Below are 24,791 nucleotides of genomic sequence, written 5' to 3'. Positions count from 1 at the left end.
ACTCAGGATAGAAAGATGTCACAAGGCGAAACTATCATCACTTCCCGCGAGGCGCCCTCACTGGGTCTGCGTGCTTGCCGGGCGGCTTTTTTAAAATGTTTGTCCCACATGCCAGAGGGCCAGCTCACCATTAAAGAGCGGGGAGAAACGGTGGGCGAGTTTGGCGATGCCTCCAGTGAGCTTAGAGCAGTGGTTGATATTCAGGAACTGGTTGCTTACAAGCGGCTACTCTTAGGCGGAAGTATCGCTGCCGGGGAAACCTACATGGAGAAGCAGTGGGAAACCGATGACCTTACGGCGGTTATCCGAATCTTTGCCCGCAACCTGCCTACCCTGGACTACTGGGAAAACAAGTTTAAATGGCTCACTATGCCAGTGATGAAGTGGCAGCATTTTCTTAACCGCAACACCAAGCAACAAGCTAAGAAGAACATTGAAGCCCATTATGATTTAGGCAACAAGCTGTACACCCGCTTCTTGGATCAGACCATGATGTACTCCTCCGCCATCTACCCTGATCCCAACGCCAGCCTTGGCGATGCCCAGCATCATAAGCTGAAAACAATCTGCGACAAGCTTATGCTGACGTCGGACGATCACTTGCTGGAAATTGGTACCGGCTGGGGCGGTCTCGCTGTGTATGCGGCCAAATACTATGGCTGTAAGGTCACCACCACAACCATCTCGGAAGAGCAGTTTGCTTATGCCAGCGAGTGGGTAGCCAAAGAGTCGCTGGAAGATAAAGTCACCCTGCTTAAACAGGACTACCGTACGCTGACAGGGCAATACACGAAACTGGTATCAATTGAGATGATTGAAGCGGTTGGCAGAAAGTTTCTGGGCAACTTTTTCCAGAAATGTGCGTCGCTGCTAAGGTCGGACGGCCTGATGTTACTGCAGTCGATAACCATTGATGATCGCCGCTTTGAGAGTTACGCCAACAGTGTCGATTTCATTCAGAAATATATTTTCCCTGGCGGCTTCCTGCCCTCGCAGTACGAGCTGAATGCACACATGAAAGATCACAGTGATTTCATGATCAGAGACTTGCATGATATCGGCTTGGATTACGCCAAGACACTGCACGACTGGTATGTGGCGTTCACCGCCGCAAAAGAAGCGCTGCTGACTGACGGTTATGACGAGCGCTTTGTAAGAATGTGGACGTACTACCTGAAGTATTGCGAAGGGGGATTCTTAGAGCGGACGATATCCACCGTGCAGCTGGTTCTGAGCAAACCCGCGCACCGCGAATTACTGTACCGCGGCTAGCAATATAGCAATGAAGCCGCACGGCGGCTTCTTATTTGCTATTCTTTGTACCGACAAGCGCCGGACGTGGCGCTACGCAGCGGGGTTACTGACCGTCCCCTTCAATCACGGAAATAGGCTTGGAGACCATAGGCTTACCCTGATTGATGTTGATCTCAACCCGCCGGTTGCGCGCCCGCTCATCGCTGGTGCTGGCATTTTCTACCATCGGTACAGTATCTGCTTTCCCCGTTACCGACATCCGACTTTCATCGAAGCCCTGCGCCCGACGGAGCTCCTCTGCTACCGCGACTGCCCGTTGCGACGACAGATCCCAGTTCGAACTGTACAGTTCATTGGCGATATGCTGGCCGTCACTATGGCCGGAAATTTCCACTTCGCCAGGTACATCTGCCAGTAACTCGCCAATTTGCCGGATGACCGGCTTGAACTGCGGTTGCAAAAATGCAGAACCGGCCGAGAATGAACCGTTTTCCCGGATACGGATGGTGAGCTGCTGACCCAGTGACTCCATCTCAATAGAGCCATCCAGAATTTGTTTCTGCAGCTGCTGCGCCACTTTCTTCATCAGCTCACTGGTTTCTGACTGCTCCGCACTTTTCGCCGCGGCAGAGGATTGATCGGTAGCCGTTTGCTGTGCCTGACCACCACGCTGGGTGCCCCGCTGTTTCTGACGCCCGCCGGCCGCATCTTCATCACCGGCCTGAAACTCCAGCATCTGCTGCGTCATTTCGATGGTTTGTTGCTGAATAGACTCAATTGGCGTGGGATCCGGTCGACCGGGACGAAACTCCATGGCAATCACGCTGGTGCCTTTTGGAATATCCTTTACTTCGATTTTATTCTGCACACCAAAAGCAAACTTCATGGAGCCGGCGATTTGCTTGAATTTCAGTACATCCATTTCCGAAAACGCCAGCAGCAGAACGAAGAAGCACATTAGCAGCGACATCAGATCGGCAAATGTCCCCATCCACGCGGGAAGGCCCTCCGGGGGGCATTTGGGACACTCTTCTTGTTCAGCCATGATTATTCATCCTCGGCACCGGTTGCACGTTTACTCGCTGCCAGATAGTTTTTCAGGATGCCCTCAATAACCCGGGGATTCTGTCCGTCTGCAATACCCACAATGCCATCCAGGATCAGCTTCTGGTTCAGCTTTTCTTCCTGAGCACGTACGTTAAGTTTAAACGCCATCGGCAAACAGATAACGTTGGCAAAGAAAGCACCGTACAAGGTGGTCAACAAGGCTACCGCCATGGCCGGGCCAATGGCTTTAGGGTCATCCATGTTTGACAGCATGGCCACCAGACCAATCAGAGTACCAATCATCCCCATGGCCGGTGCTACATCGCCCATGCCTTTGAATATAGTCGCGCCGAACTCATGGCGCTCAGTTGTCATGGAGATATCTTTGGCAAGAGTCTCCCGCACAACTTCAATATCATGGCCATCCACCAGCATATCGACGCCTTTCTGCATAAACGGGCTCTCAATTTCCGCCTCTTCCAATGCCAGAAAGCCACCTTTACGCGCGGCATCCGCCATTTCGACAACTTTTTCGATCAAAGATTCCGGCGAGTCGATTTTGAACATAAACGCTTTGGCCGCTATTTTGCCGGCCCCGAAAAACTGCGCAAGCGTGAACTGCGACAACACCACAAAGGTGGTTCCGCCAAATACGATCAGAATTGAAGGGACGTTGATAAACATGCCCATGTCGCCGCCAAGCACCATGGCCATAACAACGAAGCCGATGGCCCCCAACATGCCTATGACGGTAGCTAAATCCACAAACTGTTCCTCATAAATTGCGCCAACCCGTGTTGCCAATAGCCGCTAGGCTATTAATTTGCTTTGATTCTTCAGCGTCTTACAACACGTTTATAATTATAGTGCCAGCTATTCTATCGGCATGGCTGTAGAATTCTATAACCAATTTGTTGAAATCCGTCTAATGGATATACCCTCCTCTGTGTTGAGAAACGCACGCCCCCCGCCGTCCCTGTACTGGACAAACCATTTGACCCGTCGCGCGGCCTCGGTTAATGTGCGCCTATTCTATTTAATACCCACAAACGAGTGAGCCTGTGACGGATAAAACTCCCACACCAACGTTCGAAGAAAGCCTTTCAGAGCTGGAAGCTATCGTGAATGAAATGGAAAACGGTGATCTGCCGCTGCATACTGCACTGGAAAAGTTTGAACGCGGTATCAAATTGTCTCGTCAGAGTCAGCAATCGCTTGAACAAGCCGAACAGAAAGTAAAAATTTTACTCTCTGAGCAAGGTCAGGAAACACTGACACCGCTTAAACAAGACGACAACAATTAGCCACCTCACATCCTGTGTCCGTGTCAGCTTAACAGGTCCCGCTATGGAATTTTTGGCCCTGCATCAGCAGATTAAACAACAAACCGATGATGCTCTTAGCCAGTTAATGAGTATGTTGCCAGCGCACGCGCCGCGTCTGCAAGCCGCTATGCGCCATGCGCTGTTGGCGGGCGGCAAACGTATGCGACCGCTGCTGGTTCATCTGATCGGTGATACCCTGGACGTACCCCGGCGCGACCTGCTTACCATCAGCATGGCCATCGAGTGCATTCACGCCTATTCGCTGGTGCATGATGACTTGCCTGCCATGGATGATGACGATTTACGTCGTGGCGTGCCTACCTGCCATATCGCTTTTGACGAAGCCACTGCCATTCTGGCCGGGGATGCATTGCAAACGCTGGCGTTCACCGTGCTTGCCGACTACCCGATGAGCGAACTCGGTGACGCGCAGCGGGCGAAGCTGGTTTCGGTCCTGGCCAAATCTGCCGGTTATCTGGGTATGTGCGGGGGGCAGGCCATCGACCTGGCCGCCACCGGAGAGTCTATTTCAGTAGCGGCACTGACGCAGTTACATCAGCTAAAGACCGGGGCACTGCTGTGCGCGTGCGCTGAAATGGTAACCCTGGTCTGTGAAGACCTGGCTGACGACAGTCGCCAGGCGCTGATTGAATTTGCCCGCCTGATGGGACTGGCCTTTCAAGTCCAGGATGACATTCTGGACGTAGAAGGTAATGCCGAGCTGATAGGTAAGCCATTGGGCTCTGACGAAGGCCATGGTAAAAATACCTTCCCTGCCTTACTGGGCATGGACAGTGCAAAACGGGAACTGGCCTCGCTACATGAAAGTGCTCTTCAGGCGCTGGAGAGTTTACCCTACAATACGGATCATCTAGCCGCGTTCAGCGAGCTGATGGTGAAACGTGATCATTGAGCGCTAACGCGTTTACGTATAAAGAATAAAACGCATGACTTTAGATCTGAAGCATTACCCTACCCTGGCCCAGGCGACCACGCCCGAAGCGTTGCGAACCCTGTCCCAGGAACAATTAAAAAAGCTTGCTGATGAGCTGCGTGAATACCTGCTTAACTGTGTAAGTCAGAGTAGCGGCCATTTCGCCTCTGGTCTGGGCACCGTTGAGCTGACCGTGGCCCTGCACTATGTGTATAACACCCCATTCGACCGGTTATTATGGGACGTGGGCCATCAGGCCTATCCGCATAAGATCCTGACCGGGCGCGCAGGACGCATGTCTACCATTCGGCAGAAAGACGGCTTGCACCCGTTCCCATGGCCGCCAGAAAGTGATTACGACACCTTTGCCGTAGGCCATTCCTCCACTTCTATCAGTGCTGCGCTGGGCATGGCGGTCGCCGCCGAGAACGAAAACGCCGGTCGTAAAGTAGTAGCGGTCATCGGTGATGGTGCAATGACTGCGGGTATGGCGTTTGAAGCCCTTAACCATGCAGGTGATATCAACAAAGACATGGTGGTAGTGCTCAACGACAACGAAATGTCTATTTCCGAAAACGTCGGTGCCCTGAATAGCCACCTTGCTCGCCTGCTAACCGGCAATTTCTTTAATACCATTCGTGATGGTGGTAAAAAATTGCTTAGCAATGTACCGCCCATCAAAGAGTTTGCCAGCCGCGCCGAAGAGCACCTGAAAGGCATGGTCGTACCGGGCACCATTTTCGAAGAGTTAGGCTTTAATTATATCGGCCCCATCGACGGCCATGATGTGGACGCGATGGTTGATACACTGCGCAACATGCGCAAATTTAAAGGCCCCCAGTTACTGCACGTGGTGACCCGCAAAGGCAAGGGCTACCCGTCCGCTGAAAAAGATCCCATTAAATTCCACGCGGTACCCAAGTTTAACCCGGCCGAGAACGCCCTGCCCAAAGCAAAACCTTCTGCGCCTACTTTCTCTGCCATATTCGGGCAGTGGTTGTGTGACATGGCCAAGCAGGATAAAAAGCTGATGGCAGTCACCCCTGCCATGCGCGAAGGCTCTGGTATGGTGGCATTTTCTCAGCAATATCCGGATCAATATTTTGATGTCGCTATTGCCGAACAGCACGCGGTGACTTTTGCAGCCGGGCTGGCCAAAGAAGGCTTCAATGCGGTAGTGGCTATTTACTCCACTTTCTTACAGCGGGCGTATGATCAGGTAATTCATGATGTCGCACTGCAAAATCTGCCGGTCCTGTTTGCGATAGATCGTGCGGGTATTGTGGGGGCCGATGGGCCGACCCATCAGGGAGCCTTCGATATAGCGTATCTGCGCTGTATTCCTAATATGATCATCATGACCCCGTCAGATGAAAACGAGTGCCGTCAGATGCTCTACACGGGGCACCTGGCATCCCGACCCGCTGCCGTCCGTTATCCTCGTGGCGCAGGTAAAGGCATTACCCCGGATAACCAAATGCACACCATCGCATTGGGGGAATCCCGCCAATGCCGCAGCGGAGAAAAGGTTGCCATACTCAACTTCGGTACCTTGCTACCCTTTGCTGAAGAGGCAGCAGAGTCATTAAATGCCACACTGATTGATATGCGCTTTGTGAAGCCTCTGGACACCGAAGCCGTTAAACGTGCCTGTGAGTCACATGAGCTGATTGTGACTCTGGAAGATGGCTGTGTAGCAGGCGGAGCCGGCAGTGCTGTCATGGAGCACATACAAAGCTTACCGACGCTGCGTCGTATACTCACTCTTGGCCTGCCGGATGAGTTTATTCTGCAAGGTACGCAACAGGAAATGTATGCCGAGCACCGGCTGGACAGCAAAGGAATCGTTGAGCAAGTTAACGCGGTATTAGGCTAGTGTTACTCCTCTCGTTTATTGGCCGTTGATAGCGGGTTTGGCCTTATGTGCCCCCGCTACCGTTGTCATGTCGGCCACCAAAGCAATGCCCTTATGCCCGACCGGCTCTTGCCTTTTCTATACTACTGGTCATCCCTCCGCATAAAAGGGCTCAGTTGCTTCCCCAGTGAAAACGCTCTACTCTCCATTAAAAACTCAATTGGAATAATAATAAGAAAGGCCGCGCATGCTTCGATGTATTTTAATTTCGTTGGTAGTTTGGTGCTCTCCCCTATTGGCGAAAACTGCTGCCACACTCTCCGTCGACGACTTTATTGCCAAACCTGGGCTCGTTTCCGCCAGTCTCTCACCAGACGGAAAGCATTTAGCAACGGTATGGAATGAAGACGACCGTCGTGTGGTTGTGGTGCTTGATCTGAAGCAAAACAAGATTAAAACAAAGTTTGGCGACAATGTAATTCGGCCTTACCACGTAAGCTGGGCTAACAATGAGCGGCTCCTGGTTAAGCTAAGGGTCCCCTACGGCACGGAAGGTGCCCGTCGCGATGCTGAACGTAATGAGGATTTCGATCTCGACGACTATTTTATGTTTGGACGTATTGTCTCCACTAATATCGATGGTACCGGCCTGGTAAAATTACTTAATGATGAGCGCTCAGCAGAAAGGGTCATCAACCTGGCGCGCATTCAGAACTATTTGCCTGCCGACCCTGAGCACGTGCTGATGTCGTCTTATCGTCTCGGTCGCAGAACGCTTTATAAAGTGAACGTAAATACGGGCAAGTCTGAGATGATAGCCTCCGCAGGCTCCCGAACTGTTGCATTTATCACCAGTGAAGAGGGCAAAGTACTTTTTCGATACGATTACAAGCGCATTGCTCACACCATAGAAATTTTTAATTATACCCAGCAACAGGACTGGCTGGAAATTGAAGAAATATACTTTAATGATGAAGATGCGGACAGAAACAGCATTGAAATAAAAGACCTGGTTGGCGTTAAAGATGATGCCCTTGTATATCGAAAAAAGAATCCGGAAACCGGCTTCCACGAACTGATAACTATTGTTGATGGTGAGAAACAGGTTCTGGTGAGTCTGCCTGATACTGATATTGTCGGCGTGGTTACCAATGGCTATAGAAATGAAGTTATTGGTTACACTGTTCTCACCGACGTCTACCGCTCGCGTTACTTTGACAAGCAGGATCAGGACTTTTACGACGCAATCTCCAGCCATTTTGAAGGTGAAAACTTTGTCGCCCCAAGTACCTCAGAAAATAATGAGCTTGCGATTTTGGTCTCCTGGGGCATGAACAACCCGGGTTCCTATTTCATCTACGACCATACGCAACATCAAATCAAACTACTGAGCTATGCTTACACGACGCTACCTGAAGAACACCTCGCCAGAGGAACGAAAATTCAATATCAGACCCGCGATGGCCACATTATCGACAGCTACATTTTACTTCCCCCTGACTACAATGGTTCTCAGGCTATGCCTACTGTCGTGTTGCCTCATGGTGGTCCTCAGCATCGGGACTATATGGGTTGGGATGATTTTGCACAGTTTATTGCCACACGTGGTTACATTGTGGTGAAGCCAAACTTCCGGGGCTCTACCGGCTATGGAAAGGAACACGAATTAGCCGGATATAAGGAATGGGGTGGCAAAATGCAGGAAGATCTGGAAGATGTTGTGCGCTTTCTGGTTGCCAACGAGATTACTGATCCGGATCGGGTTTGCATGGTCGGACTATCATACGGTGGCTACGCTGCTCTGATGGGCACTGTGAAAACTCCTGAACTGTTTAGATGTGCAGTGAGCATCAACGGCGTAACCCATTTGTCTGAGCAGGTTGAATACGATCTCGACAAATTTGAAACCGAAAAGATACGAACTTACATTAAAAACAGTATTGGTCACCCCGAAGAAGACAAAGCTATGCTGCATGACCGGTCGCCTGCATTGCACGCGGCGACAATCACCACTCCCATTTTATTAGTACATGGCGAGGAGGATAATGTCGTTCCTTATGATCAGGCACAGCTAATGCGTGATGCATTGGAGGAGAACAACAAACCTGTGGAATTCATCCCTTTAGAGGAAACCGGGCACTGCGTTTTCTGTAAAGAAGAAAATGTAAAAGCGGTATATGAAAAAACGGAAGCGTTTCTACAAAAACATGCCCCAGTAAAGACTGATTAACCTCTGTACGTTTCCGGCTTCACAGTGTTTCGCTGGGCTGTGTTAGCCTGAAGGAGCTACCAGAGCAACCAGGCAGGCCACAACATGGAAATGAGGTGCAAGCTACCACATACCATGGCCCCCGCCAGTATATCATCCAGCATAATGCCTGTGCCGCCGTGCAGGCGTTTATCAATAATACCAATAGGCCAGGGCTTAAGAATGTCGAAAATTCGGAACAGGACGAAACCTGCGACCAGATAAGGCACCGTGAGCGGCAGCATCAGAAAAGTAACAAACATGCCGGCAATTTCATCCCACACAATGGAACCATGATCATGCACCTGCATGTCGTGGGCGGTTTTTCCGCAGAAATAAATACCGGTTACACTGATCAGCACGGTACATAGCAGAAACCCGGTGGGGCTAAGCGATGACGCAGCCAGCAACAGCGGAATGGCAGCTAAAGAGCCGAACGTGCCTGGCATAAACGGGATCAGTCCACTGCCAAAACCCAGGGCAAGGCAGTGAACCGGATTTTTCATGCTAACCCGCTGCCGATATACCCGTTGCATTAAAACTCGTGCTCATAGCCGGCTTTGGCTGGCAGACGATAAGGCTGGTTATTCAGCTTCAGCTCAATGTTTTCACGGTGACCGGTTAGCTGGCCTATACAGGTGGCTTTAACGTTTGTGCTGGCCAGAGAGGTTTCCAGATTGCCGCGCTGCTCCTCACTCACAGTAAAGATAAGCTCATAATCATCGCCTGCGGCCAGGGCATACTGGTAAGCCTGCTCGATATCGGTCACATGTCTTAACGCCCGTGAAATCGGCAGTTTGTCTACATGCACGCAGGCACCACAACCAGACTGGCGTAAGATATGAGATAAATCAGCCAGCAAGCCATCTGAGACATCAATGCATGCACTTGCCGTGCGACGCAGCGCAGTGCCTGCAGCCACCCGAGGCGTTGGGTACTGGTGACGTTTAACCAGAAAATCCCGCTCTTCGCCCTGTGCAATCAGTTTGTCCTGCAAGATATCCAGTCCTGCACCGGCATCGCCAAGGGTACCCGTAACATACAGCCAGTCGCCGGGTCTTGCCTGAGAACGTTGCAGTGCCGAACCCGGCGGTATGAAGCCTTGTGCAGTAATGGTCAGTGCCATCGGCCCGCGCACAGTATCACCGCCAATAAGCTGTACGGAATAATACTGAGTGAGCTCGTATAACCCGCTGACAAACTCTTCAAGCCAGCTTTCCTGCAGTTCAGGTAAGGACAGGGACAGGCTTATCCACGCAGGCTCCGCCCCCATGGCAGCAAGATCGCTGAGGTTGACGGCCACTGCTTTGTGCGCAATCGAACGGGCCGGCGCATCTGCTAAGAAATGCACGCCAGCTACTAACGTATCGGTTGTTACAGCGAGCTGCTGGTTTTCAGCCACAGTCGTTACCGCACAGTCGTCGCCAATCCCTACCACGACGTCCTTGCGCTGATGGCCGCCTTCAGAGAAATAGCGACCGATAAGATCAAATTCTTTCACATTTCCAACTATTGCGTCATCGCGTGACCAGAGCCGGTCACGCTTTAGGTTCACCACCTAGCCGCGTTCGTCCTTGCGTAGGGTGCGAACAGCTTTATCCAGTGCGCCGTTAATGAATTTATGACTTTCTTCGGCACCAAACGATTTCGCCAGTTCTATGGCTTCGTTGATAATGACCCGGTATGGCACGTCCATGCGTTGGGTAAGTTCGTAGGTTGCCAGCCGCAGAATGGCTTTTTCGATGGCATCCAGCTCCTCGGGCAGACGCCCCAGGTAGGGTTTAATGGCACTGTCCAACGTTGCTGACTGTGCCGCCACGCCCCGGATCAGGGCCTGGAAGTATGGCATGTCGACTTTTTGCATGTCGTTGCTGGTTGCCAGAGATAATTCCACCTGTTCGATGGGATTCTTACTTAACTGCCAGGAATAGATCCCCTGAAGGGCCAGTTCCCGGGCTTTATGACGTGCTGAAACTTTCACTTATGCCGCCTACCTTATAATTTGTCGACAGCGTCGATGACATTCACCATTTCCAGCGCGCCCAGTGCAGCTTCTGCACCTTTGTTGCCCGCTTTGGTGCCTGAACGCTCAATGGCCTGCTCAATAGAATCTGTGGTGATAACACCGAAAGACAGCGGCACGCCGTACTCCAGCGACACCTGTGCTAAACCTTTGTTGCACTCACCGGCAACAAAGTCAAAGTGGGGTGTCCCCCCGCGGATAACCGCGCCTAATGCGATAATGGCATCGAACGACTGTTTTTCAGCCAGTTTTTTGGCCACAACCGGCAGCTCATATGCGCCCGGTACGCGTACAACCGTAATGTCGTCGTCGCTCACCTCGCCGTGACGCTCAAGTGTATCCAGCGCGCCTTCCAGCAAGCTTTCAACCACAAAACTATTGAACCGTGACACGACAATGGCGAATTTCTTACCGGTCGCTCTGATATTACCTTCTATGACCTGCATGATTTCTTTCCTCGAGAAAAACGGCGCGCAGTATAGCATAACCACGCGCAAACTACATTGAATGTTGGCAGGAATCAGTCCTGCTGATCGTGGATATATTCTACAACTTCCAGGCCATAACCTGACAGCGCATGATACTTAATCGGCTTACTGAGCAGGCGCATTTTCTGCACGCCCAGGCTGGCGAGTATCTGGCTGCCCACACCAATCGTTCTTGATGAGCCCTGCCATTCTGCCCCGGCGGGCTGTTCACCGCGATCTTCTGCGGCGAAGCGGCGCACCTGGCTTTCAATTTGTTCTTCCTTGCCCAGGATAACCACTACCCCACCCTCATCGGCAATCCGGGTCATGGCTTCAGGCAGCGTCATTGACCGATGGATACCACGGGTAGAGCCAAGCAAATCGCTGAACGTATTATGTAAATGCACACGCACTAAGGTGGGCGTGTCTTCACTCACTTCCCCTTTTTTCAGCGCGAAGTGGACCTGGTTGTCGATAACATCCTTAAACGTATGCAGCTCAAAGTCGCCGTACTCGGTAGGTAAGTGGCACTGTGCGACTTTTTCGATGGTGGTTTCGTTCAGGTTACGGTATTCAATCAAATCGGCAATGGTGCCAATTTTTAGGTTGTGTTTTTTGGCGAACGTTTCCAGTTGAGGGCGCCGGGCCATGGTGCCATCTTCATTGAGAATTTCGACAATCACACCGGCTGGCTCACACCCGGCCAGACGCGGTAAGTCCACCCCCGCTTCGGTATGACCGGCACGGTTCAGCACGCCGCCTTCTTTGGCGATCAGCGGAAAAATATGACCAGGCTGAACAATGTCAGTCGCTTTGGCGTCCGGCGAGACGGCTGCCAGGATGGTAGTGGCACGATCGGCGGCCGAGATACCGGTAGTAACGCCCCGGGCGGCTTCGATGGAGACGGTAAAGTTAGTGGCGAACTGCGCTTCGTTTTTATCCACCATCAGTGGCAGGTTTAACCGCTTACAGCGTTCCTGTGTCATGGGCATACAGACCAGGCCGCGGGCATGAGTTACCATGAAGTTAATAGCTTCCGGTGTGACATGCTCTGCTGCCATGATGAGATCGCCTTCATTTTCACGATCTTCATCGTCCATCAGGATAACCATCTTGCCCTGACGAATGTCTTCAATTATTTCCTGGGGAGTATTCAATGCCATAATAGTTGTGCTTCTTGTAGGGTATTTATTTTCGTAAAAAGCCATTTTCGGCCAGAAACGCCATGTCGATGCCGCTTTTAGTCTCAGGATTGGCCGCTTTATCGCCTAGCATAAGCCTTTCAAGATATCGGGCCACCACATCCACTTCCAGATTTACCTGGGTTCCGGTCTGGTACGTGCCAATAACGGTTTCCTGAAGGGTATGGGGAATAATCCACAGCATAAACTCTGCGCCATTCACTTCGTTGACCGTCAGGCTGACACCATCCACCGTGATGCTGCCTTTGTGGGCGATATATTTAGCAATAGACGTAGGTGCTTTCACCCAAATTTCAACATAGTCGGTGTGATGAGTAACGTTGCTGACTTCGCCTACGCCGTCCACGTGCCCGGACACAATGTGACCACCGAAACGGTCGGTAGGCCGCATTGCTTTTTCGAGATTCACCTTTGAGCCAACTTTGTAGTGGGCAAAGCCCGTATATTTTATCGTTTCCGCTGAGACATCGGCACAATAATGATGTTCACCCATATCAGTAACGGTCAGACAGACACCGTTGGTGGCAATGCTGTCGCCAAGCGCCACGTCAGACATGTCCAGTTTATCTGACGATACCTTCAGGCGGATATTGTCACCGCGGTTTTCCAGACTGGTGATGCTACCCAGCGCCTCTATAATTCCGGTAAACATAACGTCTCTCTCAATTAATCAACTTCTGAACGACTGCTGACTGCAAACTGTAATCGCATATCGTTGCCCACTCTGCGACTATCCGTCATACGCAGTTCAACCGCTTCAGCAAGGGTATCGAAGGCGGGTAAAGAAACCATAGAGATAGCGTTATCTCCAAGCAATTTGGGCGCCTGATACACAATCAGTTCGTCAACCTCACCCTGCTGCAACAGAGCTCCCGCCAGTCCTGGCCCGGCTTCTACCCAGACCTCGTTTAACTGCATCGCGCCCAGCCGCTCCATAAGTGCACTTAAGTCTACCTGACCGCCTTTCCCGGGCAGGGACAATACATGGGACGGGCTTTCAGTTTCAGCAGGTTGCCGGGTCGTCGCCACATAGGTGGTCTTACCGTCATTGAATAACTGTAACTCTGCTGGCAACGACTGCTTGCTGTCTACCACGACCCGCACTGGCTGACGAATATTATGCAGCGGATAATCTTCGAACCGGGCCTCGCTGGGTCTCACTAATAAACTGGGGTTATCGGCGCGCGCCGTCCCTGAGCCAGTGAGTATGGCACAACTTTGTGCCCGGAAGCGCTGTACATCCCGGCGCGCGGCAGGTCCGGTGATCCACTGACTGACGCCATTCGCCAGGGCAATTTTACCATCCAGACTCACTCCGAGCTTCACCCGGACGAAAGGTTTGCCGGTCATCATTCGTTTGATAAAGCCGGGGTTCAGTGCTGCCGCCTGAGCGGCCATCACGTCACTTATCACTTCAATCCCCGCCTCCTGCAACCGGGCGATGCCGCTGCCGCTGACGTTAGGATTCGGGTCGGTCATCGCCACCACCACTCTGGCAACACCGGCCTCTATTAATGCGTTAGCACAGGGTGGTGTACGACCGAAATGGCTACAGGGTTCCAGCGTGACATATGCCGTCCCCCCGCGCGAAGACGCGCCGGCTTCTTGCAAGGCATGTACTTCAGCGTGAGCAGTGCCAGCTTCGACGTGATAGCCTTTGCCAGCCAGTGTGCCATTTTTATCGAGAATGATGCAGCCCACTCTGGGGTTGGGAGAGGTGGTATACAAACCGCGTCGGGCAAGCTGAATGGCCTGCGCCATCCAGTGGTAATCGGTTGCTATCGCATGAGGCATTAGCTTACCCCCGCCTGTTAAGGTTACTTTTCGCCGAGTCTGGCAATCTCTTCCCCAAACTCCCGGATGTCTTCGAACGACCGGTATACTGACGCAAAGCGGACATAGGCAACTTTATCAAGCTCTTTAAGCGCGTTCATGATTAAGGTTCCCAACAGTTCGCTTTCCACTTCCCGCTCGCCCGTGGCGCGCAGTTGTGATTTCAGCGACAACACACATTGTTCCACCTTTTCTGTGCTCACCGGACGCTTTTCCAGGGCACGTTGCAGGCCGGCTCTGAGCTTGTCTTCGTTAAAGGGTTCACGGGAACCATCCCGCTTAATCACCCTTGGCATAACCAGCTCGGCACTTTCAAAGGTAGTGAACCGCTCGTGGCATTCCAGACATTCGCGACGACGACGCACCTGATGCCCTTCAGCAACCAGCCGTGAATCAATGACTTTTGTTTCCTGGGCGGAACAGAATGGGCAAAACATGCAGGATCCTCGTTAATGGGGGCGTTGCCCCCACACAGAGAACAACGCCTGCTATGCCGTTACGAATAGACCGGGAATTTAGCGCACAGCTCGATGACTTCCTGTTTCACACGTGCTTCCACAGCATCATCACCGAGGTTATCCAGTACGTCACACATCCAGGCCGCAACCTGTTCAGCTTCAGCTTCCTTGAAACCACGGCGCGTGATCGCCGGGCTACCAATACGCAGACCACTGGTAACGAACGGTGAACGGGGATCGTTAGGTACTGAGTTTTTATTCACAGTAATGTTGGCGCGGCCGAGGGCAGCGTCAGCATCTTTGCCGGTGATGTCTTTATCGATAAGATCCAGCAGGAACAAGTGGTTTTCGGTGCCGTTCGACACAACTTTATAACCGCGTTCCTGCAATACTGCTACCATAGCCTTGGCGTTTTTTACTACCTGCTGCTGGTACGTTTTAAACTCTGGTTGCAGCGCTTCTTTAAACGCCACCGCTTTCGCCGCAATCACATGACACAGCGGACCACCCTGATTCCCAGGGAATACCGAGCTGTTTAATTTTTTGTAGATGGTTTCATCACCACAGGCGGACAGAATCAAACCACTGCGGGGGCCGGCCAGGGTTTTGTGCGTGGTGGTGGTCACAACGTGTGCGTGTGGTAACGGATTTGGGTAAACCCCTGCCGCAATCAGACCCGCCACATGAGCCATATCCACCAGCAGGTACGCCCCGACCTTGTCGGCAATCTCACGGAAACGCTGCCAGTCAACTACGCCTGAGTATGCGGAGAAGCCACCAATAATCATTTTTGGTTTGTGCTCTTCGGCCAGCGCTTCAACCTGCTCGTAATCGATTTCACCGGTGTCGTGGTTTAAACCGTACTGTACTGCATTGTAGGTCTTACCCGAAAAATTCACATGCGAGCCGTGAGTAAGGTGGCCGCCTTCTGACAAGCTCATGCCCAGCACGGTATCACCAGCATCAAGTAACGCCATAAATACGGCAGAGTTAGCCTGTGAGCCTGAGTGAGGCTGGACGTTTGCATATTCGGCACCAAACAGTTGTTTGGCGCGATCGATAGCCAGCTGCTCAACCACATCAACATGTTCACAACCACCGTAGTAACGCTTGCCCGGGTAGCCTTCAGCGTACTTATTGGTCAGCTGAGAACCCTGTGCCTCCATAACCCGTGGACTGCAATAATTTTCAGAAGCAATAAGCTCTATATGCTCTTCCTGACGGGTGACTTCTTTGGCCATGGCGTCGGCCAGTTCGGGATCAAAATCAGCTATGTTCGATTCGCGAGGTAACATGGAGGCTCCTTAACTGCGGTTAATATGGCAATAGCGAACGCATATTCTAGTCATTTTGGCCGCTATGTATACCGCTTTGTGGCGCTTTTATGATTGTGTGGGGTGGATGGCGAGGTTGACAGCCCGATGAGGTTATTACCATCCAGGATGGGGAGGGACCCTCGGGCAAGCCGGGTACCACTGCGCGATCGCAGTGGTTTACCGGTAACGATGATTATTGTTGTGCTTTTTCCAGTTTTTTCACGCGCTCGTACAGGCTGTCGATCTGCCGCAAACGGATAGCGTTTTTACGCCAGTCGCGATTTGGCATGGCCGGCTGTCCTGATGAATACACGCCTGGCTCGGTGATATCCTGCACAATCATGGTATAACCGGTGACCTGCACATTATCGCAGATAGAGATGTGACCATTGATGCCCACACCGCCGCCGATAATCACGTACTTGCCGATATGACAGCTGCCCGCGATACCGGTAGCTCCACAAATGCAGGAGTGATCGCCAATAATACAGTTATGGCCAATCTGCACCTGGTTATCCACAATCACATTTTTACCAATGATCGTGTCTTCCATGGCACCGCGGTCGATCGTACTGCTGGCGCCGATTTGACTGTCATCGCCGATTTGTACTGAGCCTGTCTGAGGGATGGGCAGCCAGGTACCGCCGTCATTTGCATAGCCAAACCCGGCCGCGCCGATCACAGTCTGGCTGTGCACAGTAACCCGCTTACCAATCTTAACATCAGGATACACCGTGACATTCGGGTGAATCACACTGTCTTCTAATATGTGGGCGCCTTTACGGATAACCGAGTTAGCGCCAATCACCACATTGTCGCCCAGCACCACGTTGTCTTCGATGATCACGTGCTCGCCCAGCGCAATGTTATTCCCCAGCTTCGCCGAGGTTGCCACCACCGCACTGGCCGCCCGGCCAGCTGCTACTGCCGGCGTGGTGTCAAACAACTGCGCGATCCGCGCAAAAGCAGCATGAGGGTTAGCCACCACCAGTGCATTCCCTGTCACATCATCGCGCATCTTCTCATGCACGATGACTGCGCCGGCACCTGTTGTGGCCAGCTGAGGTTTGTACTTGGTATTGGTTAGAAAGGAGATTTGCTGCTTTGTTGCGCCGGATAACGTCCCCACTCCCGACAACGAAATCGTCGCATCCCCGATGATTTCACCCTTAACGTGTCCAGCCAGCTCCTGCAAAGAATAAACAGGTGTATTCACTGTCGTCATAAGACTTCCCTACAATTTACACAATGCGTTGAATGCTACTGCATTTTTTAACAGCCGTCCTGTGTGTCGGGCTAATTTGTCTGTCATTAAACAGGTTTTGATGAAAGAACCTGCTTTTCAGCATGACCGTTAACCAAATACGCCTTCGAAGAGCGGCAAGCTACGCTACTCCCCTAAGTGCTGAGCTGATTGATGGGATTATCAGCGAAGAGCATAGTCAGCCCCTAGCCTTAACGGGCTGATTGGGCGTACAATACGGCCTTTATTTTCGGGCAAGGACACGATATGTCACAGTACGTATACAGTATGCACCGGGTAGGTAAGATTGTTCCGCCTAACCGCTTCATACTCAAAGATATTTCTCTCAGCTTTTTCCCAGGCGCGAAAATCGGCGTACTGGGTCTTAATGGTGCCGGTAAATCAACGCTGCTGCGCATAATGGCCGGCGTTGACACTGAAATTGAAGGCGAGGCGCGTCCCCAGCCGGGTATCAACATTGGTTACCTGCCACAGGAACCTCAGCTGGACGAAAGCAAAGATGTGCGCGGTAATATAGAAGAAGCCGTGGCCGATGTTGCCCATGCGCTGACCCGCCTTGATGAAGTGTATGCCGCGTACGCCGATCCAGATGCCGATTTCGATGCACTGGCCAAAGAACAGGGCGAACTGGAAGCCATTATCCAGGCGAAAGACGGGCACAACCTGGAGAATGCGCTGGAACGTGCCGCTGACGCGTTGCGCTTGCCGGCCTGGGATGCCGATGTATCCAAGCTGTCCGGGGGCGAGCGCCGTCGTGTTGCACTGTGTCGCCTGCTGTTGGAAAAGCCAGATATGTTGCTGCTGGATGAACCTACCAACCACCTGGATGCGGAATCCGTAGCCTGGCTGGAGCGCTTTCTGCACGATTATGAAGGGACTGTGGTGGCGATTACCCACGATCGGTATTTCCTTGATAATGTCGCCGGTTGGATCCTCGAACTCGACCGTGGTCAGGGCATTCCATGGGAAGGCAACTATTCTTCGTGGCTGGAACAAAAAGAGAAGCGCCTGGAGCAGGAAGAGCGCAGCGAATCTGCCCGCCAAAAATCTATCAAGCAGGAGCTTGAATGGGTTCGCTCTAACCCGAAGGGCCGCCATGCGAAAAGTAAGGCGCGGATGGCCCGGTTCGAAGAATTGTCTACCGGCGACTACCAGAAGCGTAATGAAACCAACGAACTGTTTATCCCGCCCGGTGAGCGTCTTGGCGACAAGGTGATCGAAGTAGAAAACCTGACGAAATCCTATGGCGACCGTATGCTTATCGATGACCTGTCCTTTAAGGTACCGAAAGGCGCAATCGTGGGGATTGTCGGTCCCAACGGAGCGGGTAAATCCACCCTGTTTAAGATGATCAGTGGCACCGAACAACCAGACTCGGGCAAAATTGACGTGGGCGAAAGTGTGCAAATTGCCAGTGTCGATCAGTTCCGTGACCATATGAATGAAAATAACACGGTGTGGAAAGAAATTTCTGATGATCAGGACATCATCCGTATTGGTAACTTTGAAATTAACAGCCGCGCCTATTGCAGCCGCTTTAACTTCAAGGGCAATGATCAGCAGAAATACATCAAAGACCTCTCCGGCGGTGAGCGCAATCGGGTGCATCTGGCCAAACTTCTGAAAGCCGGCGGTAACATGCTGCTGCTCGATGAGCCTACCAATGACCTTGATGTAGAGACGCTGCGGGCGCTTGAGAATGCGCTATTAGAATTCCCTGGCTGTGCCATGGTTATTTCGCATGATCGCTGGTTCCTTGACCGTGTGGCGACGCACATTCTGGATTACCGTGACGAAGGTAAGGTGAACTTCTTCGAAGGCAACTACCACGATTACGAAGCCTGGCTGAAACAGGAGTTCGGGCAGGATGTAGTAGAGCCCCATCGCCTTAAATACAAGCGCATGACGAAAAAGTAACGCACACAAGCCGGGGTAACCCGGCTTTTTTATGTCAGTATTTTAGAAGGGAGGCAAATGCAGGTTAATAATTAGTCATTGACCTGCGATGCGGTTACCGCTTTAATTTCCAGAGAGTCGGGCGGGAGAACAGCATGACAGATAAACGGCAATTCCAGCGGGTACCGTTACAAGTGGCAGCCAGTCTGCGTCATCAGCACACCAGCGTGCCGGTAATGGCGGAAGATGTATCACTGCGGGGGATCCGCCTGAGCGCCACAGAAGAAGATCTGGCGGCCCTGCCCTTCGACAGCCACGATCCCTACGAAGTATCCTTTAAAGCGAATCAGGACAGCCCGGCCATAACGATGCAGCTAGAGCAGTTGTACCGGCAGTCCGATCCCCACACACCACGTACATATATGGGGTGCAAAGTGGCCCATATCCCGTTAGACAGCGTGAGCGCATTACGCCGTCTTATCATGCTGAACAGCGCCGATAACGATATTAGCGAACAGGATTTGGATGCGTTAATTAATGCCATCTATACCAGTGCGTCCAGCGCCTCTGACAACTGAGAAACCGGCACTATTTGCAACCCTTCCACGCCCTGTTTGGGTGCGTTGGCTTTGGGCACAATAGCCCGTTTGAAACCATGTTTTGCGGCTTCAAGAATACGTTCTGTGCCATTGGGTACCGGCCTGATTTCGCCTGCCAGCCCTACTTCGCCGAACACGATGAGTTCGCGGGGCAGTGGACGGTTTCTAAAGCTGGAAAGAATGGCCAGCAGCAGTGCGAGATCGGCGCTGGTTTCCGACACTTTGACGCCCCCCACCACATTCACAAAGACATCCTGATCGTTCATTTGCACATTGCCGTGGCGATGCAACACGGCTAACAGCATGGCCAGACGGTTTTGCTCCAGCCCCACTGTGACACGACGTGGGTTCGCCATCTGCGAATAATCGACTAACGCCTGAATCTCCACCAGCAGCGGCCGGGTGCCTTCCCAAATTACCATCACACTGGAACCCGGTGACTGATGCTCAGAGCGACTCAGAAAAATTGCCGAGGGGTTCTTAACTTCTTTTAAGCCCCGTTCGGTCATCGCAAAGACGCCCAACTCATTGACCGCACCAAAACGGTTCTTATGACTGCGCAGGGTTCGGTAGCGTCCGTCACTGTCACCATCGAGCATCATGGAACTGTCAATACAGTGCTCCAGTACTTTGGGTCCTGCCAAGTTACCGTCTTTTGTGACATGCCCTACGATAAACATGGAAATATGGTGCTGCTTGGCAAAACGGGTCAGATAGGCCGCGCTCTCCCTCACTTGCGAAACACTACCGGGCGCGGATTGAACATCGGCTACATGCATTACCTGAATAGAGTCAATCACCATGATGCGGGGTTTATTCTGCAACGCCAGCTCGCAAATCGTTTCCACATTGGTTTCGGCCAGCATCATTAACTTATCATCAGGCAGCCCCAGGCGGTTTGCCCGCATTGCCACCTGCTGTAACGACTCTTCCCCGGTAACATATAGCGCGCTCTGGCCTGCGGCCATAGTACACATAACCTGCAGCAACAAGGTACTTTTACCCGCTCCGGGCGATCCGCCTATAAGCATGGCAGCGCCAGGCACGATGCCCCCACCCAGTACCCGGTCGAGCTCTTTAAAGCCGGAGCTGAAGCGAGGTAATGCTTCTAAATCAATGGCGTTAAGACGCTCTATTTTGGCAGCGGTCTGCCCTGCATAACCTGAATGCACGGTCCGGCTTGAAGTTTTCGCCGGACTGACAACAAATTCACTGATGGTATTCCAGGCCTTACATTCACTGCACTGCCCCTGCCAGCGTGGAAATTCTGCTCCGCAGTCGGAACAGACATACGCGGTCTTTCGCTTTGCCATAGGAGGATACTACTTTACGGATGTTCAATGGCCTGTAGCTTACCATTTTAAATTTCCCACATGCATCCTGACTTCTGGTAGTATTTGTAAACGGCTGTTTAGTAAATAATTGTCAAGCCGATAACATTAATTAATAATAATTTAATAATCATCCCGAAAAAAAAAGATGACTCAAGACCTTCAGCAGTACGCCGACATTATTGAACAACTCAAGCCGATGGTTAACGAGCCCGAGTTCAATCAGGTGTTAACGCAGGTCGCCGGTGGCCTACCCAAAGAAAAACGTTTCCTGATTAAAATGGAAGTGAAGCGGCTCGCCCGTCCCTGCATGCGCTCAATTGACTTGCGCGGTCAGGTCGATGGTAACTGTCAGCTGTACGAATACGACGGCATCAAGCATTATCTCGATGACATCGCCATAGATATGTTTGAACAGCAAATAAGGGTCTTCGGCCATTATAGTTTTGGTGTCTATGAAGCGGTTCAGCAGACTGAGAATAATTACCGTGTCATGCGTGAGCGTGCCGAATCCAGCCAACAGCAATCGGAGCAAGGCGGCCAGTCATCAAAAAGCACACACACTATGGCCCGCTTTAGCGTACCTGTAGTCAATCTGCTCGATTACAGCAGACGCGACACTGAGCGCATGAACTTTGCGGTTGCGCTGGAAATATTTAACGAGAGTAACCATTCAATCCGTGGGATCAGTGTGGACGTCTCCACTGAAGGCATCCAGGTTAAACTCAGCAAAGAATCTTTATTTAAAACCGGCGAGAAAGTGTTTATCTACTTCCGTGGACTGGAAGATGAATTCGCTATGGACAAGAAAAACGGTATTGCCTACACGGTGGTAAAGATTGGCCGTAAGAAAGATATCCAGTACTTGTCACTGCGCCGTGCCAAAGAATTTCCCAACCCGGCGTTCGACAAATTTCTTGAAAGTTTTATCCATGGCAATAAACGCCGCTACAAAGTAAACATGGCCAACACCATCGACGCCATTCGTAATAAATCCTGCGAGCAATATTTTTCACCGCGGTGTCCAACCCTGCCGGTTTACATAGATGACATTAACGGTTCCCCTGTGCCCCGCTACGCCATGGCAAATGAAGTGAACCGCGAAATACTGCATTACTGGAGTGATGAGCAGGACGAAAGCCGATTAGGATTTTTGCTGAACAGCAAACGTCTGGCGGCGCTGTTACAGAAAAAAGCCGACCGACGGGAGCTGTTTGTATACAGTTTTACCCACTTGCAGAATGAAAAAGTGTATTTTTATTCGGCCAGTGCCGACGAACTTGCCGATAAAGACGTGTTACGCGGTGCGTTTCTTGGATTTGGCTCGCGCAAAGCCAGTTGGCGTATCTTTAAGCTGACCATGACCGATATGAGTCCTGATCAGGCCCATGCGCCACTGTCTATTCCGGACAGTGTCAGCAGTAAAATTAAGCGTCAGAATACCCCTCCGGCTCCACGCTTAATGTCGAAACTTAAAAATTTACGCTACCTGGTGCACATTACCGATGTAACCAGTGACGCCGGCCAGCGCCGTTACAGTGAGTATAAGTTTAACCGGAATAACCTGAGCCACCTGCGCGTATTTGGTCACCCACGCAACCGGGTTCCCCAGGAAATACCTATCTTCCGGTTTAAATCACAGGATAAACGCCTGGAATCACGCTATCTGCTGCGCTCGAATATTGAATTGCGTATGCACGTGGACGGCCGCCCGGTCAAAGGGGTCAGCGAAGACATTTCGGTACACGGCCTGCGACTGGAACTGAACGGTGAATTTACCGGTCAGATTGACGATAGGGTTACCGTGTCCTTTCCTAAACTGCAGGAATTAACCAGCAAGCACGATGTGATGTCGCTGCAGTACGATGTGGTGCACTTCAATCCGGACCGCAACATTGTGCATTTGAAAAGTGCGCACGGTGAGCCAGGTCAAAGCGCCCGGCACTTTTTCGATGATCTGATTAAACAGAACCGCAACACCCTTAAAAGTTATCCGGAAGAGGAAGAAATTCCCGGTATCGGCCATGCCCTGCGCATCATCAACGCCCGCAATGTAATGTCATTGTCGTTTTTGCTGAGTAAAGACGGGGTTCGTTATAAACCGGAAGCCAGTATCATCGGCAAGCAAGACGACCGGGTATCCCGGCTGGCCAGTCATTTCGGGGGGAAAGATGAAGTGAACCTGGAGTTTATGTTCCGGGATCGCAACCTCGACTCTCCCTTCGTTCAGCATGGGATCAAACAGGTTAAAGTGGAAAACCTGCCAATTCGTCAGGAAGTGTTTATTGCTTTTGATCCCGCGCAGAAAGACTCACGAATGGCCATCATTCCGCGTTTTGATAACCAGTTCACCTCAGATGACACCCGCCACAACTTCATCAAAGAAGCCATGGGTCGCGGACAGTTTATTGCCTTGCATGTGATGCTGACGACCACCGGCAAGCCTGATTTGGATATGCTACAGGCGGAAATAAACTATGTAAGCGTCTACGCCATCCACCGGGCGAAAGAGCTGGAAGAAAAACTGTGGAGTATTGCAGCCTGTTCGCATCTGGTAGACATCACCGATGAGGTCATGATGCGCTACAATTTTGAGCCGGCGGAAATTGCCCGAAACCGCGAAAATACAGCCCAGCATGTGATAGAGCCTAACGGTATTCAGGCGCTGTTACGCGCCTGATTGCCAGCGCTGACTAGCGCAGGAAGTACAAGAGTCCGTGCAGGCCACTGAAACGGATAGCCACATCTGCCTTTTCATTCACCACGGGTTTACCATGGCAGGCCACGCCCAGTCCTGCCTGCCGCATCATTACTAAATCGTTAGCCCCGTCGCCTAGCGCCACCGTTTGACCACGGGCGACCTGATACTCTTCAGCCATGGCCGACACCACGGCAGCCTTTGTATCAGCGTCTACAATATCGCCTGCTACCTTGCCGGTCAGTGTGCCGTCTACAACCTCAAGCTCATTGGCATAAGCTCTGTCCAACCCAAGCCGGGATTGCAGGTAGTTGGCAAAAAAGGTAAAGCCGCCTGAAGCCAGAGCAATGCGCCAGCCATGCCGCTTTAACTCCCCGATCAGCACACTGATGCCTGGCATCAGCGGGATTTGATCCCGTATTTGCGCTAATTGCGCCTGTTCAACGCCTTGCAGACAAGCCACCCGTGAAATCAAACTTTGAGCGAAGTCCAGCTCGCCGCGCATGGCCTTTTCAGTCACCTGCGAGACCTGCTCTCCCAACCCTGCCAGTTTGGCAATTTCATCGATACACTCTATCTGGATAACGGTGCTGTCCATATCCATCACCAGTACGCCGGGCTGTGCTAACGCTGGCTGCGTATCCTGAACGCCAAGCTCCACGCCCAGGGCAGTCGACAGTTGTGAGCAGCGCGCCGCCAGTCCCTGCCGTTGCTTGTATAGCACGGGGGCGCGCAACACAGTCTCGCCATAGCGGCCGGACAACGGATGAGCAGACAAGCCGCCTACACATAAATAATCATTTAACCCGTCTATCACGGCTTCACACTGTGCGACGGTAAGCGACTGGCAGAACAGGGTTAATATCGCCTGATCCTGACTGCTGGCTTCGCAGGCGTACCACTGCCGATCAGCCGGTTCAAACCGGACGGTATGATGAACATCCAGCATGGATATCAGCGCGGCGGATTGATGGCGGCTGCCTTCAGGTGGGGTAATTAACTTCAAGGCGTACTCTTATCAGGTCTCCAAACTGGCGTTTA

The 24,791-nt window shown here is 51.9% G+C and carries 22 protein-coding genes; 8 read left to right on the top strand and 14 right to left on the bottom strand.

The genetic code is table 11. From position 1 onward, the window contains the following. Positions 1-15: 15 nt before the first annotated feature. The gene (locus tag OCL06_RS14365; RefSeq protein ID WP_262995746.1) at positions 16-1,272 is read left to right on the top strand and encodes an SAM-dependent methyltransferase; all 1,257 of its coding nucleotides are present in this window, start codon (positions 16-18) and stop codon (positions 1,270-1,272) included. Between the two features lie 85 nt (positions 1,273-1,357). Here the strand turns inward: OCL06_RS14365 and OCL06_RS14360 are convergent, their stop codons facing one another. After that, on the bottom strand, positions 1,358-2,299 hold the full coding sequence (locus OCL06_RS14360; protein WP_262995744.1) for a flagellar motor protein MotB: 942 nt from the start codon (positions 2,297-2,299) through the stop codon (positions 1,358-1,360). A 2-nt stretch (positions 2,300-2,301) separates the two neighbouring features. Continuing rightward, a complete protein-coding gene (gene pomA / locus OCL06_RS14355; RefSeq protein WP_262995742.1) occupies positions 2,302-3,066 on the bottom strand; it encodes a flagellar motor protein PomA in 765 nt (254 codons plus the stop codon). A 296-nt stretch (positions 3,067-3,362) separates the two neighbouring features. Between pomA and xseB the strand changes: the two genes are divergently transcribed. The 4 genes from xseB (at position 3,363) to OCL06_RS14335 (ending at position 8,645) form a co-directional block, all read left to right on the top strand. Beyond that, positions 3,363-3,605: an exodeoxyribonuclease VII small subunit gene (xseB, locus tag OCL06_RS14350; protein ID WP_262995740.1), complete on the top strand. Its 243-nt coding sequence runs from the start codon at positions 3,363-3,365 to the stop codon at positions 3,603-3,605. 43 nt (positions 3,606-3,648) lie between these two features. Next, a complete protein-coding gene (locus OCL06_RS14345) occupies positions 3,649-4,539 on the top strand; it encodes a farnesyl diphosphate synthase (protein ID WP_262995738.1) in 891 nt (296 codons plus the stop codon). A 34-nt stretch (positions 4,540-4,573) separates the two neighbouring features. Then, complete coding sequence (gene dxs, locus OCL06_RS14340; protein ID WP_262995736.1) at positions 4,574-6,436, top strand: 1-deoxy-D-xylulose-5-phosphate synthase; 1,863 nt, start codon at positions 4,574-4,576, stop codon at positions 6,434-6,436. Between the two features lie 274 nt (positions 6,437-6,710). After that, entirely contained in the window at positions 6,711-8,645 is a 1,935-nt protein-coding gene (locus tag OCL06_RS14335; RefSeq protein WP_262995734.1) for an alpha/beta hydrolase family protein, read from the top strand. Between the two features lie 56 nt (positions 8,646-8,701). Here OCL06_RS14335 and OCL06_RS14330 read toward each other — a convergent pair whose 3' ends face one another. The 10 genes from OCL06_RS14330 to lpxD form a co-directional block, all read right to left on the bottom strand. Beyond that, entirely contained in the window at positions 8,702-9,199 is a 498-nt protein-coding gene (locus OCL06_RS14330; protein ID WP_262995732.1) for a phosphatidylglycerophosphatase A family protein, read from the bottom strand. Then, positions 9,199-10,164: a thiamine-phosphate kinase gene (gene thiL / locus OCL06_RS14325; RefSeq protein WP_262995730.1), complete on the bottom strand. Its 966-nt coding sequence runs from the start codon at positions 10,162-10,164 to the stop codon at positions 9,199-9,201. Before thiL ends, OCL06_RS14330 begins: the two co-directional genes overlap by 1 nt. 57 nt (positions 10,165-10,221) lie before the next feature. Beyond that, positions 10,222-10,644, bottom strand: a complete 423-nt coding sequence (gene nusB, locus OCL06_RS14320) for a transcription antitermination factor NusB (protein WP_262995728.1) — start codon at positions 10,642-10,644, stop codon at positions 10,222-10,224. A gap of 14 nt (positions 10,645-10,658) precedes the next feature. After that, positions 10,659-11,132 (bottom strand): 6,7-dimethyl-8-ribityllumazine synthase, encoded by a 474-nt coding sequence (ribH, locus tag OCL06_RS14315; RefSeq protein WP_262995726.1) that lies wholly within the window; start codon positions 11,130-11,132, stop codon positions 10,659-10,661. Positions 11,133-11,206: 74 nt separating this feature from the next. Continuing rightward, on the bottom strand, positions 11,207-12,316 hold the full coding sequence (gene ribBA / locus OCL06_RS14310; RefSeq protein ID WP_262995724.1) for a bifunctional 3,4-dihydroxy-2-butanone-4-phosphate synthase/GTP cyclohydrolase II: 1,110 nt from the start codon (positions 12,314-12,316) through the stop codon (positions 11,207-11,209). A gap of 25 nt (positions 12,317-12,341) precedes the next feature. Beyond that, positions 12,342-13,007, bottom strand: coding sequence for a riboflavin synthase (locus tag OCL06_RS14305; protein WP_262995721.1), 666 nt, complete (start codon positions 13,005-13,007; stop codon positions 12,342-12,344). A gap of 14 nt (positions 13,008-13,021) precedes the next feature. Further along, positions 13,022-14,149 (bottom strand): bifunctional diaminohydroxyphosphoribosylaminopyrimidine deaminase/5-amino-6-(5-phosphoribosylamino)uracil reductase RibD, encoded by a 1,128-nt coding sequence (gene ribD, locus OCL06_RS14300; RefSeq protein ID WP_262995719.1) that lies wholly within the window; start codon positions 14,147-14,149, stop codon positions 13,022-13,024. 23 nt (positions 14,150-14,172) lie between these two features. Continuing rightward, positions 14,173-14,625 carry a transcriptional regulator NrdR gene (nrdR, locus tag OCL06_RS14295; protein WP_262995717.1) on the bottom strand — a complete coding sequence of 151 codons (453 nt, stop codon included), beginning with the start codon at positions 14,623-14,625 and terminating at the stop codon, positions 14,173-14,175. A gap of 59 nt (positions 14,626-14,684) precedes the next feature. Further along, complete coding sequence (gene glyA / locus OCL06_RS14290) at positions 14,685-15,941, bottom strand: serine hydroxymethyltransferase (protein ID WP_262995715.1); 1,257 nt, start codon at positions 15,939-15,941, stop codon at positions 14,685-14,687. Between the two features lie 214 nt (positions 15,942-16,155). Next, the gene (gene lpxD / locus OCL06_RS14285) at positions 16,156-17,187 is read right to left on the bottom strand and encodes a UDP-3-O-(3-hydroxymyristoyl)glucosamine N-acyltransferase (protein ID WP_262995713.1); all 1,032 of its coding nucleotides are present in this window, start codon (positions 17,185-17,187) and stop codon (positions 16,156-16,158) included. A gap of 285 nt (positions 17,188-17,472) precedes the next feature. Between lpxD and ettA the strand changes: the two genes are divergently transcribed. Next, complete coding sequence (gene ettA / locus OCL06_RS14280; protein WP_262995711.1) at positions 17,473-19,143, top strand: energy-dependent translational throttle protein EttA; 1,671 nt, start codon at positions 17,473-17,475, stop codon at positions 19,141-19,143. Between the two features lie 134 nt (positions 19,144-19,277). After that, a complete protein-coding gene (locus tag OCL06_RS14275; protein WP_262995709.1) occupies positions 19,278-19,700 on the top strand; it encodes a PilZ domain-containing protein in 423 nt (140 codons plus the stop codon). Here the strand turns inward: OCL06_RS14275 and radA are convergent. Continuing rightward, positions 19,667-21,034, bottom strand: coding sequence for a DNA repair protein RadA (gene radA, locus OCL06_RS14270; protein WP_262995708.1), 1,368 nt, complete (start codon positions 21,032-21,034; stop codon positions 19,667-19,669). The genes OCL06_RS14275 and radA overlap by 34 nt on opposite strands. A gap of 166 nt (positions 21,035-21,200) precedes the next feature. On the opposite strand from radA, the gene OCL06_RS14265 reads away from it, so the two are divergent. Next, positions 21,201-23,732 (top strand): PilZ domain-containing protein, encoded by a 2,532-nt coding sequence (locus tag OCL06_RS14265; RefSeq protein WP_262995707.1) that lies wholly within the window; start codon positions 21,201-21,203, stop codon positions 23,730-23,732. 13 nt (positions 23,733-23,745) lie between these two features. On the opposite strand, the gene serB is transcribed toward OCL06_RS14265, so the two are convergent. Next, entirely contained in the window at positions 23,746-24,756 is a 1,011-nt protein-coding gene (gene serB / locus OCL06_RS14260) for a phosphoserine phosphatase SerB (protein ID WP_262995706.1), read from the bottom strand. Positions 24,757-24,791: the final 35 nt, after the last annotated feature.

The organism is Alteromonas salexigens, from assembly GCF_025628895.1.
Lineage (GTDB): Bacteria > Pseudomonadota > Gammaproteobacteria > Enterobacterales > Alteromonadaceae > Alteromonas > Alteromonas salexigens.
Note: the sequence above shows the minus strand (reverse complement) of the source record. Positions and strands in the feature narration are given on the sequence as shown.